This is a genomic window from Pseudomonas sp. B21-047 (assembly GCF_024748775.1).
Taxonomy (GTDB): Bacteria; Pseudomonadota; Gammaproteobacteria; order Pseudomonadales; family Pseudomonadaceae; genus Aquipseudomonas; species Aquipseudomonas capeferrum.
This window is the reverse complement of sequence record NZ_CP087169.1, coordinates 4,908,046-4,924,944: the sequence shown is the minus strand read 5'-3', so window position 1 is coordinate 4,924,944 and position 16,899 is coordinate 4,908,046. Positions and strand designations below refer to the sequence as shown.

The 16,899-nt window shown below is 63.1% G+C and carries 12 protein-coding genes; all 12 read right to left on the bottom strand.

What is annotated here, in order from left to right; all coding sequences use genetic code 11:
- Positions 1-21: 21 nt before the first annotated feature.
- Positions 22-1,476: a mannose-1-phosphate guanylyltransferase/mannose-6-phosphate isomerase gene (locus LOY26_RS22260; protein WP_033702884.1), complete on the bottom strand. Its 1,455-nt coding sequence runs from the start codon at positions 1,474-1,476 to the stop codon at positions 22-24.
- A 37-nt stretch (positions 1,477-1,513) separates the two neighbouring features.
- Positions 1,514-2,161 carry an alginate O-acetyltransferase AlgF gene (locus LOY26_RS22255; RefSeq protein ID WP_033702883.1) on the bottom strand — a complete coding sequence of 216 codons (648 nt, stop codon included), beginning with the start codon at positions 2,159-2,161 and terminating at the stop codon, positions 1,514-1,516.
- Between the two features lie 21 nt (positions 2,162-2,182).
- The gene (locus tag LOY26_RS22250; protein WP_186658789.1) at positions 2,183-3,340 is read right to left on the bottom strand and encodes an alginate O-acetyltransferase; all 1,158 of its coding nucleotides are present in this window, start codon (positions 3,338-3,340) and stop codon (positions 2,183-2,185) included.
- An 11-nt stretch (positions 3,341-3,351) separates the two neighbouring features.
- Positions 3,352-4,809: an MBOAT family protein gene (locus LOY26_RS22245; protein WP_258714093.1), complete on the bottom strand. Its 1,458-nt coding sequence runs from the start codon at positions 4,807-4,809 to the stop codon at positions 3,352-3,354.
- Between the two features lie 196 nt (positions 4,810-5,005).
- Entirely contained in the window at positions 5,006-6,109 is a 1,104-nt protein-coding gene (locus LOY26_RS22240) for a mannuronate-specific alginate lyase (RefSeq protein WP_186663355.1), read from the bottom strand.
- Positions 6,110-6,116: 7 nt separating this feature from the next.
- Positions 6,117-7,556, bottom strand: coding sequence for an alginate O-acetyltransferase (locus tag LOY26_RS22235; RefSeq protein WP_258714092.1), 1,440 nt, complete (start codon positions 7,554-7,556; stop codon positions 6,117-6,119).
- A gap of 13 nt (positions 7,557-7,569) precedes the next feature.
- Positions 7,570-9,129 carry a mannuronan 5-epimerase AlgG gene (algG, locus tag LOY26_RS22230; protein ID WP_033702877.1) on the bottom strand — a complete coding sequence of 520 codons (1,560 nt, stop codon included), beginning with the start codon at positions 9,127-9,129 and terminating at the stop codon, positions 7,570-7,572.
- A gap of 22 nt (positions 9,130-9,151) precedes the next feature.
- Complete coding sequence (locus LOY26_RS22225) at positions 9,152-10,630, bottom strand: alginate export family protein (RefSeq protein ID WP_186663357.1); 1,479 nt, start codon at positions 10,628-10,630, stop codon at positions 9,152-9,154.
- Positions 10,627-12,054 (bottom strand): alginate biosynthesis TPR repeat lipoprotein AlgK, encoded by a 1,428-nt coding sequence (gene algK, locus LOY26_RS22220; RefSeq protein WP_258714091.1) that lies wholly within the window; start codon positions 12,052-12,054, stop codon positions 10,627-10,629. The genes LOY26_RS22225 and algK overlap by 4 nt, the downstream gene beginning before the upstream one ends.
- 12 nt (positions 12,055-12,066) lie before the next feature.
- Positions 12,067-13,233, bottom strand: coding sequence for an alginate biosynthesis protein Alg44 (locus LOY26_RS22215; protein ID WP_033702874.1), 1,167 nt, complete (start codon positions 13,231-13,233; stop codon positions 12,067-12,069).
- 36 nt (positions 13,234-13,269) lie between these two features.
- The gene (locus tag LOY26_RS22210) at positions 13,270-14,751 is read right to left on the bottom strand and encodes a glycosyltransferase family 2 protein (protein WP_177326484.1); all 1,482 of its coding nucleotides are present in this window, start codon (positions 14,749-14,751) and stop codon (positions 13,270-13,272) included.
- Positions 14,752-14,832: 81 nt separating this feature from the next.
- On the bottom strand, positions 14,833-16,149 hold the full coding sequence (locus LOY26_RS22205; protein ID WP_095064190.1) for a nucleotide sugar dehydrogenase: 1,317 nt from the start codon (positions 16,147-16,149) through the stop codon (positions 14,833-14,835).
- Between the last annotated feature and the right edge of the window lie 750 nt (positions 16,150-16,899).

Sequence of the window (16,899 nt, the reverse complement as noted above, 5' to 3'; positions counted from 1 at the left end):
GGTGCGGCCCCGGGGGTTCACTTACTGCGCGATGGTTTTCACCGAAACACCACGCTCGACCGGCGTCGAGGTGCGCCCGTAGACGTCCTCGAAGCGCTCGATATCATCCTCGCCCAGGTAGCTGCCAGACTGCACTTCGATGATCTCCAGTGGGATCTTGCCTGGGTTGCGCAGGCGGTGGATCGAGGCGATCGGGATGTAGGTCGACTGGTTCTCGGTCAGCAGGAACACGTTCTCGTCGCACGTCACTTCGGCAGTGCCGGACACCACGATCCAGTGCTCGGCGCGGTGGTGGTGCATCTGCAGCGACAGGCTGGCGCCCGGCTTGACGGTGATGTGCTTGACCTGGAAGCGGCCGCCCATGTCCACCGAGTCGTACGAGCCCCACGGGCGGTACACTTCCAGGTGGTTCTGGGTCTCGCTGCGGCCCTGCTCGTCCAGGGTCTTGACCATCTGCTTGACGCCTTGGACCTTGTCCTTGTGGGCAATCATCATGGCGTCCTTGGTCTCGACCACGACGATGTTCTCGAGGCCGATCACCGACACCAGCTTGCCATTGCCATGGATCATGCAGTTGCGGCTGTCCTGCACCACCACATCGCCTTTGGTGACGTTGCCGTTGTCGTCCTTGTCGTGCACTTCCCACAGCGACGACCAGCAGCCCACGTCGCTCCAGCCGGCCGACATCGGCACCACGCAGGCACGCTGGGTCTTCTCCATCACCGCATAGTCGATGGAGTTGTCCGGGCAGCAGGCGAAGGTGGCTTCGTCGATGCTCAACACATCGTCTTCTTCCTGGCTGCGTTCCAAGGCCAGCACACAGGTGTCGTAGATGTCGGCGTCGTGCTTTTTCAGCTCTTCGAGGAAACGGCTGGCGCGGAACAGGAACATGCCGCTGTTCCAGAAGTAGCCACCGGCCTTGACGAACTCGGCGGCGCGTTTTTCATCGGGTTTTTCGACGAACTGCGCAACCCGCGCCACGCCTTCTGGCAGCAGTGCGTCCTGGCTGGAGCGGATGTAGCCATAGCCGGTCTCAGGCTTGGTCGCCGGCACGCCGAACAGCACCATCTCGCCACGCTCGGCGGCCACGGTGGCCAGGGCCAGGGCGCGCTGCAGGGCTTTTTGATCGTCGATCACGTGGTCGGCAGGCAACACCAGCATCAAGTCGTCGCGGCCTTCGCTGACCAGCTTCATCGCGGTCATCGCCACGGCGGGCGCCGTGTTGCGGCCGAACGGCTCCATCAGGATGGCCTGGGTTTCAAGTTTCAGGGCGCCGAGCTGCTCCTGGACGATGAACTTGTGGTCCTTGTTGCAGACCACGATCGGCGCATCCATGCCTTCGAACACCAGGCGCTGGATGGTTTGCTGGAACAGCGTGTGTTCACCGGTCAGGGCCAGGAACTGCTTGGGGAACTGCTTGCGCGACAGAGGCCACAGACGCGAACCGCTACCACCAGAAAGAATTACCGGGATCATGATGTTTCTCCAATAAGGTCGTTAACGAGGCAGGGGATCAGTGGGTGGACACTGGGCGGGTGACCCAGACCGGCGACAGGCTGCTGCCCGAGCCGGTGACGTACAGCACGGCAGCTTCGCCGCGTTCCAGGGCGACGGGTTTGACGTCGCTGACTTTCTTGTCACCTGCATACAGGGCGAGGTTGACCTTGACCGGGTTGATCTCACGCTCGCCACGGCCTTTGGCTGCTACCGGGGTGACCACTTCGGTCTTGCCATCGGCGGTCTTCAGGGTCAGCGACTGGTCGCTGAGGTTCTGTACGCGTACCAGGGCTTTCTGCTTGTTCTTGAACGGTGGCTCTTCGATCAATTGCGGGTTGCCGCTGCCGCTGTTGACCAGGGTGTAGTACTTGTCCGAGGCCAGCTTGACCGGGACGCTCTTGCCGCCGACCTGGGCGGTGTAGTCGCCACCGGGCAGGAAGCTGAAGTCGCTGCTGGCCTGGGCGCCGACTTGTTTGATCTGGGTGTTGCCGACCGAGGCGGCGGCCGGGGCGCTGGCAGCGTTGTACAGGCGCACGAAGGTCGAGCCTTTCGGCGCGGTCGGGCCATACAGCGCGGCATCAGCGCCGGCGAAGGCCTGCATCGAAGCAAGGGAAAGGCCGGCCGCGAGGGTGAGGGCTTTGGCAATGGAAGTTTTGGTAGTCATGTGCGTGTTCCTCTCTATCGATCAGTGGTTCGTCCGGGTGGACGACAGGGCCAGGTTTTCTTCGGATTTACGGGTGTTCTTCAGCTGCGCGATCCACTGCGGATCAAAGCTGCTGAGGTCGTTTTTCATGGGCAGATAACGTTCGGGGAATTCCCACACCACCACTTGTGGCGCGGCATTTTTGAAAGCATCGCTTTGCAGGTACTTGAGCATCGGCAGCAGCGGGCCATGGCCGTCTTCGGCGTAGTTGGCGACGTCGCTGTGCAGGGCTTGCTGCAGGGCACCGAGGAAGTTCCAGTGCGGGTTGGCGCTGTAGCTGGTGCCTACCAGTGCGACCGGAATCTGGCTGTCGGCGAACAGCGCATCGCCTGCCTCGCCTTCGGTTTCGGCTGGGCGTGTTGTGCGTTGCTGCAGGTTGTCCGGCGCCGGTAACAGGTTGCTGAACAGCGGGTCGAGTGGCAGGAAGTTGGTCAGGTCGCCCTTGTACGGCGCGGTATTGCCGGCTTCGGTGATGAAGGCCTGGGGGTCACCATTGAGCAAGCTCTGGCGGCTGACCGCTTCGGCCAGCGCCTGTGCGGCGACTTCGGCGCCCATCGGCGTCCAGTGGGTGTCGGTGCGCAGGAATACCTGGCCACGGGCCTTGGCCTGCTCCAGGGGCGCCATCAGGTCCGGGGCGAACACGTTGGCCTGGCGGGCCTGGGCATGAAACTGGTTGTACAGGTCGTCATGCAGGCTGGCTGGCAGCTCCTTGCCCACATACTCCGAGTAGACCCGCGCCTTGGCCGGCACGATCGCCAGCACCAGCTGGCTGCCATGCTGCTGCAGGGTGTCGCGCACGCCACGGATCAGCGCCAGGTTTTCCTGCATCAGTTGCTCGGCACCGGCGGTGGGTTTGAACTCTTCATCGCTGAACAGCCATTGGTCGCGGCCCAGCACCACGCCTGGGCGCCCTTCGTTGAACAGCTTGAAGTCCAGTGCCGCCCAGAGGTTGGTGCCCAGGCGCTTGATCGGGAACTGCTCGTCGTAGTGGGTCTCGGCGGCCTTGGCCAGCTTGCCGTTGAGCAAGGTCATCTGCGCGGTGCGCTGGAAGCTGTCCAGGCCGCCAGTGGACCAGGCGCCCATGCCGACCAGCAGGCCGAGGAACGACAGCGAATAGGTAATGCGTAATGTCCGGGTCATGGTCATCAACCTCAGAACTGGAAGTAAAGGAACGGCGAGTAGCTCTGCGCCGAAAGCTTGAGGATCGAGGCCACGAACAGCAGCAGGATCAGGACGCGGGTCATCACCCGGGTCCAGTCCAGGCCAATCGAGCCGTCGGCGTTGATATGCACCGGGGTCGCCTGCGGCGTCGGTTTGGCATTGCGGTAGAAGTCGCGCAGGCCGAAGTACGCCAAGGTGAGGTAGGCGATGATCAGGGTGGCTACTTGCAACCCGGTGAGCTGGGCGCGGTTGAGCTCCGACAGCTGCCATTCACCAAAGCTGAACATGGCGCCGTACATGCGGCCGGCCACGTGCAGGTTCTCGGCCCGGAAGATCACCCAGCCAACCACCACCAGGAGGAAGGTGAACGCCCACTTGACCGGGTTGAAGCGCTGCGGGTTGGTGTCGAGGCCCAGCGCCCGCTCGATGGCCAGCCACATGCCGTGCCAGGCGCCCCAGATGATGTAGGTGAAGTTGGCGCCGTGCCACAGCCCGCCCAGCAGCATGGTCAGGAACAGGTTGCGGTAGGTATTGAAGGTGCCTTTGCGGTTGCCGCCCAGGGTGATGTACAGGTAGTCGCGCAGCCAGGTCGACAGGCTGATGTGCCAGCGGCGCCAGAACTCGGTGATCGACTGGCTGATGTACGGCTGCTTGAAGTTCTCCATGAAGCGGAAGCCCATCATCAGGCCCAGGCCGATGGCCATGTCGCTGTAGCCGGAGAAGTCGAAGTACAGCTGCGCGGTATAGGCCAGGGCGCCCAGCCAGGCGTCGCCGGTGGTCGGGTTCTGCAGGGCGAAGCAATGGTCGGCGACCACTGCCAGGGTGTCGGCGATGAACACTTTCTTGATGAAGCCCTGCATGAAGCGGGTGCAGCCTTCGGAGAACTTGTCCAGGGTGTGGGTACGGTTGTTGAATTGGTCGACCAGGTCCTTGAAGCGCAGCACGGGGCCGGCGATCAGGTGCGGGAAGATCGCCACGAACGCTGCGAAGTCGATCAGGTTGCGGGTGGCCGGGGTGTCGCCGCGGTACACGTCGATGATGTAGCTGATCGACTCGAAGATGTAGAACGAGATACCGATCGGCAGCAGCACGTGGGTGAGGATGAACGGCTCCAGGCCAAACGAGCTGACGATCGCGTTGAGGCTGTCGACGCCGAAGTTGGCGTACTTGAAATAGCCGAGGATCGCCAGGTCGACGCCCACGCCCAGCAGCAGCCAGCGCTGCGCCGGCTTGGTGCGTACGCCTGCTGCGCCGACTTTAAGGCCGATCCAGTAGTTCCACAGGGTCACGCCGGCGAACAGGGCGAGGAAGTCCACGCGCCACCAGGCATAGAAGATGTAGCTGGCGACCAGCAACAGCAGGTTGCGATAGCGTTGCCCGCTCAAGTAGTACAGGCCGAGGAAGATCGGCAAGAACAGGAACAGGAACACGTTGGACGAGAAGACCATCCCGGTTCTCCTAATTTGTTCACAGCATCCAGGGCAAAGCGCCCCCCAAACCCCCCAGTTCATGACTGGAGAGCAACTCATTTCCTGTGGGAGCGGGCTTGCCCCGCGAAGAGGCCCGAAAGGGCAAAGGCGTTGTCGCTGCTGACGCCTTCGCGGGGCAAGCCCGCTCCCACACAGATCACCCCCGACAGGGGTGTTACTTCTTCGAAGCCGCGCTCGGGTCATAGACCCGGGTCAGGTTGCCGCCCAGCCTGAAGCTGTCGAATGGCTGCATGCCGTGCTTGCGCTCAAGCGTGTCGCCCACGCACTGGTACAGCGCGCACCAGGGCTCGAGCCAGGCGTACTTGCTGTCGACCTTGAGGTCTTTCATGTCCTGTTTTTCACCTGCGCGCTCTGCGAAATGGCGCGGGTCGCGGGCGCCGGCCAGCACGCCTTCGCCCAGGCGCTGCAGGGCGAAGTTGTTCTCGCTGCGCAGGTCCACACCGTTGGCCTTGGCGAAGCTTGCGATCATCGCCAGCGGCGGCAGGGCGTAGTTGTGGTAGGCCAGGGCGCGCTGCTTGCGCTTGACTTCGTTGGGCAAGAAGCCCTGGTCGTCGATCTGGTTGGCGCCGACCTTGTATTCCTTCACGGCCCAGTCGAACAGGTCGCGGCGGTCGGTGGCCACGGCGGTGGCCATCACCGACCAGGCGGCCCAGTAGCTGTGGTTGTTGATCTTCTCCAGCGGCAGGTCGCTCCAGTCACGCACGGTCTGTTCGGCCAGGCGGGCGAACCAGCGCTCGATCTGCTCGGCTTCGGCCTGGTGCGCGGCCAGGGGCTGCGAATTGGAGAACTTCAGGCGCAGCCATGAGCCGCTCATGCTGCCCAGCGCCCATTTGCGCATCGACTTGCCGGTGTGGTTGTAGTCGGTGGACAGCAGCGCATCGGCGCGTGCCCAGGCCCCCAGCCAGGTCAGGGTGCAGTCGAGCTGCGCCGGCCGGCCATCACGCATGTACTGGTTGACCATCTTGGCGACGCCACGCTCAAGCGTGGTGATGTCTTTGGTGGAATCGCGGAAGGCCTGTTCCGAGTCCAGGTTCAGGGTCGCCCGTGCCTTGTCCGAGCCTTCGTACTTGCTGCGAAACTGCAGCGCGCCGGTGTAAGGCTTGGGCGCCGCTTCACAGCGGAACTTACCGTCGCTGGTCTTGAGCTTTTCGATCCCCTCGTAGTAGCCCTGAGGGGGCACCAGCGCGGCATGCGCGGCGCCGCCGACCAGGGCCAGGGCGAGCAGGGCGGGGCTGAAGATGTGCTTGAACGTGGTCATGGTCGCCTCACTGGCCGGCTTGCGCGGTGTGCGCAGGCACGGCGAAGTTGTTGCGTTTGCAGAGTTTGGCCTCGACCTTCTGGGTGCCGTTTTCCGGCCCCTGGACCTCGAAGGCCAGCAGGTTCTGGTTGGCCCAGTCCTCGTCCTCGCGCATCTGGAAGACGAAGCGGCCGTCGGTGTCGGAGGTTTCCGGCTTCTCCAGCTTGATGTCCTCGTGGCGGCCATTGAGGTACCAGAGGGTCGCTTGCAGCACCTTGACCGAAGGGTCTTCGAACTTGACGTCCATCTGCAGGTTGCGGTTGATCAGGTCTTTGATCACGCCGCCCTTGCCGTTGACCATCAGCTCGTTCTTGCCAGGCTTGAGTGTGCTGCTGGCGCTCATCAGGGCCGGGCGCGCGTCGCAACCGTCGTCGAGCAGGCCGAGGATCTGCCGCCAGATGGTTTCCTGGTCCAGGCGATACAGCGGCGAGAATTCCCAGATGAGGATCTTCGGTGGGTTGTTCTGGAATTCCTCGCTGCCCAGGTACTGGATCATCGAACCTTCCAGGCCACCGCCAGGGAAGGCGACGTTGAGCACGTCGGCGCCGATGTACTGCTCGAGGAAGCCCGAGAAGTTGTAGTTCTTGCCGCTGTGGCTGGTACCGACCAGGGTGATCTGCGCATTGCCGCCGTCGCCGAACAGGTCGTCGCCGCCGCTGGCGCCTTTCGGCTCGGTGGCGAACTGGTCCATGTACTGCACGGCGTAGCTGGTGCCGCAGAGCTGGCCGGCGACGTTGTGCAGGGTGCCGGTCTTGCCCATGCGCCCAGATTTGTGGGTTTCGAATTCCTTGCGCGGGATGCCTTCGAAAGCCGGCATGTGGTGCACGGTATCGGCCACGATCTTGGCGGCGCGCTCGGCGCCATATGGCGTCCAGTGCTGGTCGCCGCGGAAGTAGAAGTCCTTGCCCTGGTCGGCGGCGGCCAGTTGCTCGTTGGTCAGCGGCGACAGGTCGGGGACGTTGTAGCCCATGCCGGCGAAGCGCCTGAGCATGGCTTGGTAGTTGCTCAGGGCCTTCTGGTAGTCGAAGGCGGCCTTTTCTTCGGGCTTGAGCATGTTGCGGTTCACCAGGCCACGGGTCGGCTGGTAGACCACGACCAGTTCCACGCCACGTTTCTTGAACGCGTCGTGCACCTGCTGCAGGCGTTTGTAGCCGGCGGGCGTGGTGGTGAACTCGGTGCGCAGGTCTTCGCGGGTACGGAACAGCCAGTCGCCCTGGGCCTGCACCAGCGTGGTGAAGTTCTGCTGGTAGCGGGTGGTGTAGCGGCTGGCGTCGTGCGCCTCGGGGCACAGCTGGCAGCAGGGTTCGGCGCTGAACGTCGGGGCTTTCACCTCGTCGGCGCGCACGCCCTGGCTGATCGCCAGGAGGGCGGCGGACAGGCCCAGCAGTTTCATCAGGTGTGGAGTCATGGTCTGGGCTTCCTTAATCGATCATTTCGGTCTGGCGTTCGACCGGGTCGATCAGCACAGCCTTTTGCTGGCGCACCAGCAGGTCGAGGATTTCGTCCTGGCGCTCGCCGAGGATGCCGTTGAGGCTGATGCCGTTGGCCTTGCGCGGCGCGAGCATGGAAACCTTGTACAGCTCGACCGACAGCGGCGAGTCGATCGACAGCGGCCCGGAGCCGTTGGCCGCCAGCTCACCGCCGACCACGATCAGCGACACCTTGGTGTCGAACGGGTCGAGGGCGATGTCGCGGTCGGTGTCGGAGAGGTCCTTGATGTGCCCGTAGACACCGACCAGGCCGTTGGCCATGGCAACGTTTTCGTACAGGCGGATGTTCACGCTGTTGCGCACGCGGATGCCGTGGCGGCGGTTGTTGATCAGCTTGTTGCCCCAGATCAGGTTGTCGCCGCTTTCGTACAAGGTGATGCCGTCGGTGTGGTTGCGGTAGATCTCGTTGTAGGCGATCAGGTTGTTGACGCTGTTACGGTCGATCACCACGCCCGAGAGCTTGTTGTCGTAGCTCTTGTTGTTGATGATCCAGCTGTCGTTGACCTCACGCGAGACGATGATGCCGTGCTTCTTCTTGGTGCCGTACACGGTGTTGCCGGCGATGATCAGGCGGTGCGAACGGTCGTGCGGGTCGATGCCGTAGACGATGTTGTCGCGGTAGGTGTTGTCCTTGACCACGAAGTCCTGGGTCTCGTAGCAGTAGAAGCCGTACCACATGTCGCTGAACTCCGAGCCGATGATCCAGCCGGTAGGTTCGGCGCGACCCATCTGCTTGGACATGTTCGGCGTGTACTGCGAGATGCTCACACCGTAGGACTTGGACTTGGCGTAGCCGAAGCTGGCCATTTTGGTATTGACGATGTAGGTCTCGGTACCGCCCCACGACAACAGGAACGGGCGGAACTCCTTGGGCGAGCGGAAAGTGGCCGGGCCGTTGTCCTTCTCGCGCCAGCCGGTGACCTGGGTGTCGGTGACGAACAGCTTGCCGTCGTTGACCAGGAACGCGCCGCCTTCCTGGGAAAGGCGCAGTTGCTTGACCTTGCCGTCGATCTCTAGGATGCCCTTGTGCCCCACCACGATCGGCAGGCGCGACAGGTACACGCCCGGCTCGACTTCGCGCAGGTACTGCTTGGGTACCTGCTTGCTCAACTCGACCAGGTCGACATGGCCGTCGTCGACGAAAATCGCCTGCGGGATGCCATGCTGACGCTGCACCCACTCGGCGGCCTTGTTGTCACCGCCGATGAATTCCTTGAGCGACACTTCTTGCAGCATGCGGCGCACGCTGACCTTGCCTTTGTGGCTGCGGTCGATCTTTTTCTGCACGGCCTCGGCGGTGAAGCCGGTGAGGTCGGGCAGCTTGGGCGGGTCCATGTGCAGCGGTTCGACCGGTGCGGCAGAGATGGTGTAGGTCTTGGCCTGCTGCAGTTCCTTGGCGACTGCCGTGGGTTCTGCGGCGACGGCAAGGCCTGAGGCCAGCAGCAAGGCGCTGGCCAACAGGCTGTGACGTAGGTGCGGGTGAAGGGTCATGGCAACAAATCCTCTACCGGCCTCAGAAGCGCCAGATCACGTCGACGAAGGCACGGTGCATGTACGAGTCCGCTTCCTTGCCATAGGCATCGCCCGGCTTGAATACACCGGCACGCAAGCGCACCAGGGCGGACGGTTCGTCGATGGCCTGGCTCATCGAAGCGGGCAGCAGGCCCTGCTTGAAGTACTTGGTCACGACCACGTCCATTTCCTGGCCGAGGTCTTTCTCGCCGTTGACCAGCGGGCGGCTGACGCCGTTGTCGTTGACCGCAGCATTGATGCCGCTGGAGCCAATGTTCTGCTGGCCATCTACGCGCCAGAACTTGTGGTAGATGAAGCTGGCGTCGTAGTCATCGCGCAGCTGCCAGGAGGCAAACAAAGTGGCTGCCTGCAGGTTGCCCAGCTCGCCGCGGAAGGCTTCGCCGAAGCGGTGCACGCGCGAGCGGGTACCGGTGAAGTTGGAGCGGTTGCTCTCAAGGCCGGTCTGCTCGAAGTTGTTCGAACCGTCGTCGCCACCGCCGCCGCTGCCACGGGCATAGGCCGCGCCGACTTGCCAGTTGGGGTCCAGGCGCAGGCGGATGCCGAGGTCGGTGGCCCAGGCGTTGACGTCGCCGCTCTGCTTGCCGGTAGCCACCTGCTCGTCGCCTACGGCCTGGCTGCTCAGGGTGTCGCGATCACCGGTCAGCCAGGTCAGGCTGCCCCAGTAGTTGACGGTGTGATCGTTGCGCCAGTTGTAGGCGTCGCTGTTGGCCTCCAGGCCCAGCCAGGTGAGGTCGCCGGTGCGGGTCTTGTCCAGCGCATCGACCGTCTCGCCGGGGTCTTTCAGGCTGCCGCTGTCGTGGGTGTGGTGGGCGCGTACGCCAACCCAATGGCCAGGCGTCCACTGCGTGGCGACGTTGCCATAGATGTGCGTGCGGTCCTTGTCTTCCGGGGCCAGCTCGGTGAGGTCGGTGCGGTACTCGCTGAAGCGCTGGGCCACGCCCAGGTCAGCCTTGAGCAAGGTGGTGTCGAAGGACCAGTTCAGCGCTTCGATGTTGGTGTCGCGCCACATGCCGTCGTCGCTGCGCAGGCGCTGGCGGCCGAAGCGCAGCTGCTCGCCCGGGTAGGCGGTGAGGCCGCTGTAGCCGACCCAGAACTCGCGCATGGCCAGGTAGTTTTTGTCTGGCTTGCGGCTGTCGTCGCCGGTGTCGGTGGTGGTGCCGTCATCGTTCTGGCGCAGGGTGTCGGTTTCGATGGTGTCGGTGGCGGCAACCGCCTGGCCCATGGCATAGGCGCTCCAGTTGCCACGCTCGCCGTACACCCATGGGCGCAGGTCGAGGCCCAGGCCGTTGACGTCGCCGCCAGGGCGGGTGCCCAGGTCGCGGTCATCTTCCGATTGACCGGTGATTTTCACGTCCAGGCCGAAGTTTTTCTCGGCGGTCATGTCGGCCAGGGTCGGGCAGGACCACAGCAGGGCGAAGCTCAGGCCAATGCCGGCTTTCACGAAGGGATTGAGCGTCATAGCGAGTCCTCACCGTCTACTTCTTTTTCGTCGTCTTGCAAGGCTTCGAGGGCCAGGGTGCTGTTGGCGCCTTGGCTCATGCTGCCGCGTGCCTGCTTCTCCTGCGCCAGCAGGCGTTGGGCCTGGCTGCGCTGGTCAGGCGAGAGTTGCTGGTCGAGTTGCTGCAGCAGCTCGCTGGACTGTGGCGTCGGGTTTAGCTGCGACAGCTGGGCGAATACCCAGGCGTTGGTCGGCTCGCTGCGGATGCCATGGCCTTCGCTGAACAGCTGGGCCAAGGCATAGTCGGCGCTGTTCTGGCCGCCACGGGCGGCGGTCAGCAGGTGGTCGACGGCTTTCTGCGGCTCGACATTGCCCAGGTAGCCGCGGCGGTACAGCTGGCCCAGGTAGTAATGGGCGCTGATTTCGCCAGCGTCGGCGGCGGCCTGCAGGTGCTGTTCGGCCTTTGCAGCATCGGCCGGCAGTGTCTTGCCTTCGTAGTAGAGGCGGCCCAGCAACAGTTCGGCGCGCGGCTGTTCGGCTTCGCGGCCTTTGTCGATGTAGGCCATGAGCTGGTCGGTATCGCCCAGTTCGGGGAAGTCGTAGACCAGTTGCGCCAGGCTGACCCACGAGGCCGGGTTGGCCGGGGCCACATGTTCGAGCAGGTCCTTGGCGGTCTTTTCGTCGGTCTGGCCGAGGCTGCGGTCGGCCAGCACGCGGGCGACGCTGTCGACCCGGGTGGCCGGGACGGCGCCACGGGCATAGGCGGACTTCAGCTGGCCCAGCAGTGCGGCTTGCTGGTCGGCCTGGCCGCGCTTCTGGTACACGGTGGCCAGTTCGACGTAGCAGATGTCGGTGGTGTTCAGGGCGGCCTTGCAGATCCGCTCGACCTCGCCCAGGTGCTGGTCGTAGGTGCCCTGGGTGCGATACAGCAGCACCTGGGCCAGGCCCGCCTCGGGGTTGCCGGCCGCGCGCCACTGGTCGATCTGCTGCTGCGCGTTGACGTTGGGGAAGCTCTGCGGGTATTGCAGGTAAAGCATCGCCAGCGGGATCAGGGTGTTGCTTTCACCCTGTTGGGCGGCGTGCTTGAGCAGGCTTTCGGCCTCTTCGCGTTCTGCCTGGGTGCTGTCGGGCTTGGCCACCAGCAGGCGGCCAAGGCGCGCCTGGGCCCGTGGCGAGGTGGCGGCCGCAGCGCGGTAGGTGGCCTCGGCTTGCTGGATTTGCGCCGGGTCACGGGTGGCCACCTTGATGTCGGCCAGGCCCACTTGCGCGTCGCTGTAGCCCAGGTCGGCCAGGGCCTTGTAGTTGCGTTCAGCCAGGGCGGTGTCGCCGCGCTTGAGGGCTTCGTTGGCCAGACGCTGGTCGGGCAGGCCGGCACAGCCGGCCAGGGCGATGGCCGTGGCCAGGGCACAGAGGCCCAGGCTTGCGCTTTTCTTATGGGGAATCATCGCTGGATCCTCTTACAGCCCACGGGCCGCGGCTTTGTCGATCAGCCAGTTGAGCGACGGGCCACGGTCGCTGCTGACCGAGGCCGGGCGCCCGGCCAGTTCGGCCGGCAGGCCGCTGTCAGGCTTGATTTGCACGCGGATGTCGGCGGCCAGGTTCTCGTTGTCGAGGCTGGCGCTGCTGACGATCTGGCCAGTGCGCACTTCGTCTTCGCCGGCCACCTGGAAGTTGACCCGGGTACCTGGCTTGACCTCGTCGAACTGGCGGTAGCTGAAGCGGGCCTCGACCATCGGGTTGCTGGTGCGAGGGATCAACTGGAAGATCGGCTGGCCCTTGGCGGCGTACTGGCCGTCGTCCACCAGTTGCCGGGCAACCACGCAATCGCAGGGGCTGGTGAGGGTGCCGGAGAGTTGCTTGCCGAACAGCTCCTCGACCTTGGCCGGCTCCAGTTGCGAGTCGTCCAGGTGGCCCTTGAGCATGTCCAGCATGCTGGTGCTGAAGCTTGCCAGCGGCGCGCCCTTGACCACCAGGCCACCGCTTTCGACCAGGCTGTTCACGGTGCCGTCGCGGGGCATGGTGACGCTGGTGGTGGGCACCGCGACCACGCCGGCTTCGGCGTGGCTGACGAAGTACATGCCGTACAGCGACTTGGCCACGAAGCCGAAGGCGGCCACACCGACCACGAACACACCCAGGGTCACACCGACCGCCTTGAGGCGGCCGAAAGCGGTCAGGCCGCTGCCGCCATCCTTCTGTTTGCGCGCCTTGGTGAAGTTGTCGCGCTGCAGCGTGCTGAGCACATCGCCGATGCTGATCAGTTCGCCCGACAGATGGCTGGTGATGATGTGGCGCAGGGTGGCGATGTCGCGCGGTTCGAGGTTCTGGAACTGCGCGCCGGTACGGCCATTGCTCGGGTTGAAGGAGCGCACCTGGAACTCGATGTCGATCGACAGGCCCAGGTTGTCGACCACGAACTGCAGACGCCCGCGCAGCACATCGCCCACCGACAGTGGCTGTTTGCTGTGGAAGCTCAGGCCACCGGCGGACAGGTCATCGACCTTCACTTCGTGGGTTTGGCGCTGGGTATCCAGGAAGCGCAGCTTGGCTGGAATGCGCACCCGGGCGTGTTGGCGCTGGGCTTCGGACTCATGCACGACGTTGACGTTCACGGCGGTATTCATGGTGGTTTGTTCCTGTTAGATCCGATCCGGTTGGGCTCACACGACCATGAACAGCACAGCAACGAAGATGCTGGCCGCCGAGAAGGTCATGGTCCGCGAGGACCAGGTGTTGAACCATTGTTGAAAGCTGGCGAGGTCACGCTTGAGGGCAGTGGGCTGGCGGGTCCAGGACTGCTTGTCGAGGCGGAAGAACACGTAGATCTTCATCATCGCGCCGACGATCTGGTTGTAATAAAGAATCAGCGGATAGGCCGGCCCGACCTTGTGCCCCGAGCACAGCAGCATCACGGTCAGGATCAGGCGGGTGATGCCGATCCACAGCAGGTACACCAGCAAGAAGCCGAGGCCGAACTTGAGGCTGGCGATCACCGCCACGGTCAGGCCCAGGAGGCTGGTCCACATCGACACGCGCTGGTCGAACAGGACGATGCTGGTGAACAGCCCCAGGCGCTGCAGGCCCAGGCCCAGCGCGCGCGAGTTCTGCCGCAGGTTGTTGCCGTACCAGCGGTACATCAGCTTGCGGCTGGCCTTGAGGAAGCTTTTTTCCGGCGGGTGCTCGACCGTGTTGATCGCGGCATCCGGTACGTAGAAGGTGTCGTAGCCAAGGCGCATCAGGCTGAACCAGCTGGACTTGTCATCACCGGTGAGGAACTTGAAGCGGCCCAGGCGCCAGTGCATCAGCGAGTCGCTTTCGACGTCGGCGATGAACTCGGGGTTGGTCACCACGCTTGCGCGGAACATCGACATGCGCCCGGTCATGGTCAGCACGCGCTTGGACAGGGCCATCGAGCACATGTTGATGTGGCGCTGGGCGAAGCGCAGCTTGTGCCACTCGCTCATGATGTAGCCGCCGCGCACTTCGCAGAATTCGTTGGTGGTCAGGCCACCGACATTGGGGTAGAGCTTGAACCAGGGCACGGTCTTGCACACCACGCCATCGGCCAGCACGGTGTCGCCATCGATCACGGCCACCACGGCGTTTTCGTCCGGGAGCATCCGCGAGATGGCGCGAAAACCATAGGCCAGGCCGTCACGCTTGCCGGTGCCGGCGATGCGCACGATGTCCAGCTTGACGTGCTCTGGCGGGTTGTATTTGGCCCATAGGCTTTTCACCAGCAGTTCGTCCGACATCTCCACCAGCGAGCAGACCACGGTGGTGGGGAAGCCGCAGTTGATGGCTTCGCGGATCACCGAGCTGTACACCTGTGCGGTGGTCAGCGCATCGATACGAAAACTGGTGACCATCAGGTACACATGGGACGGGTCTGCGGCCTTGCCCAGTTTCTGCACCTTGCGGCGCAGGTACGGGTAGACGGCGTAGAGGAAGATCATGCCGCGGATGAAATGGGTGGCGCCCATGGAGTAGCGCCAGATGCCGACTGCGCCGACCAGGAAGATGAAGTGCTTCGACTGCGAGTCGAAGATATCGGCGGGCAGGGCCAGGGCGATCAGCATGAGCAGGCTCATGTAGAGCAGCCATCCGGCGCACTGCAACAGCACTGTCTGGAGCCTTTGCATGTTCAGCATCCGTCGCGAAATCAGGGAAGGAAGGGCAGCGCTTGGTGGGTAAGGAGTACCCGCGCTGCCCGGCCAGGGGTGTTACCAGCAGATGCCTTCGGTACGGCTGGTGCTGCAGGTGGCGTTGTTCATGAAGCCGACCAGGTCAATCACCTGCTTGCCAGCGGGTGCCTGCTGGGCCAGGGCGCGGAACTGCTCGTCACGGTTGCCCAGGACGATGATGTCGGCGTTGTCGATGACCTGCTGGAAGTCGGCGTTGAGCAGCTTTGATACGTGGGGGATCTTCGACTCGATGTAGTCTTTGTTGGCGCCGTGGACACGGGCGTACTGGACGTTCTCGTCGTAGATGTCCAACTGGTAGCCCTTGCCGATCAGGCGCTCGGCCAGCTCCACCAGCGGGCTTTCGCGCAGGTCGTCGGTGCCGGCCTTGAAGCTCAGGCCGAGCAGGGCGACCTTGCGCTTGTCGTGGGCTTCGATCAGCTCGAAGGCGTTTTGCACTTGCGACTCGTTGCTGAGCATCAGCGAATCGAGCAGTGGCGCTCGCACGTCGAGGCTGGCGGCGCGGTAGGTGAGGGCGCGTACGTCCTTGGGCAGGCACGAGCCGCCGAAGGCAAAGCCTGGGCGCATGTAGTACTGGGACAGGTTCAGCACCTTGTCCTGGCAGACCACGTCCATCACGTCGCGGCCATCGACACCTACGGCCTTGGCGATGTTGCCGATTTCGTTGGCGAAGGTGACCTTGGTGGCGTGCCACACGTTGCAGGTGTACTTGATCATCTCGGCCACTTCGATCGGCTTGCGGATGATCGGTGCGTCGAGCTCTTCGTACAGGCTTTGCAGTACGTCGCCGCTGGCGCTGTCCAGTTCGCCGATGACGGTCATCGGTGGCTGGTCGTAGTCTTTGATCGCGGTGCTCTCGCGGAGGAACTCAGGGTTTACCGCAACGCCGAAGTCGACCCCGGCTTTTTTGCCCGAGCAATCTTCCAGAATCGGGATCACCACGTTCTTGACGGTACCTGGCAGCACGGTGCTGCGTACCACGATGGTGTGGCGGCGGGTTGTGTCGCGCAGTACGTAGCCGATTTCGCGGCACACCGATTCGATGTACTCAAGGCCCAGGTCGCCGTTCTTCTTGCTCGGCGTACCGACGCAGATCATCGACACATCGCTGGCGCGGATGGCCTCGGCGAAGTCGGTGGTGCCGCGCAGGCGGCCATTGGCGATGCCTTGTTGCAGCAGTGCTTCCAGGCCAGGTTCGACGATGGGCGACTTGCCCTGGTTGATCAGGTCGATCTTGGTGCTGGACACGTCCACGCCAATCACTTCATGGCCTCGCGCCGTCAGGCAGCCTGCACAGACCGCACCTACATAACCCAAACCAAAGATGCTGATACGCATCGCTATCACCTCATGTGTGTTTATCACGCCAGCTCTTCAGGAAGAGCCGGGCCAGGTTGATCAACATCAGTTTCCGGGCGCACGGGTCCATGGCGAATGCACACTTCGCCGAGCGCAGGCAAAATTAATCCGGAGCGCGAAAAGTTATGCGCTCAAACTTGGCAGTCAAAAGCCATTATTAAAAAACGTGCCTTGGTCTTCAGCCGTCTTTATTGCAATGCGCTACTTGGCGCACTGCTGTGCTTGTTCTTTCAAGTGGATAAATCCTTTGAAATCAACCACTAGGACGAATTGTAAGGGCGCGTCTCTCCTGCTTGGACAGGGCTGTCGGGGGGAGCCCGTTATTCCTGTCGAAGTTGCCGGGGCCGGTAGTGGATACCTGCCGTTGTCATCTGTAAGTCATTTCTCACAGCCCGTAGGCAGGAAAATCGTTACGGCACTATGAGCGATTGGGCGTAGCAGAAGTTCCTGGGTGGATTCTGCACCAATGAAAGATTTCTAAATAATTCTTCAGTGGCAAATAGTTTCATTCTGATAGCACCGGGCAGTTTCGTCCCGGTATATAAAGGGCGAGACTGAGGGGGGATGTTTTTATGCCAGTATCGAGAAATATTTTTCAAAATTCGTCAGAAAAGGTACGAACGGTCTTATGGCGTTTGGCGATAAAGGTGGGTTCGTTGGTTTTTTGGCGTCATAAACATGGCTTGGTGGCGATATGAAGCCTGCCCTGTTGCAGGGCTGGGGAGGGGT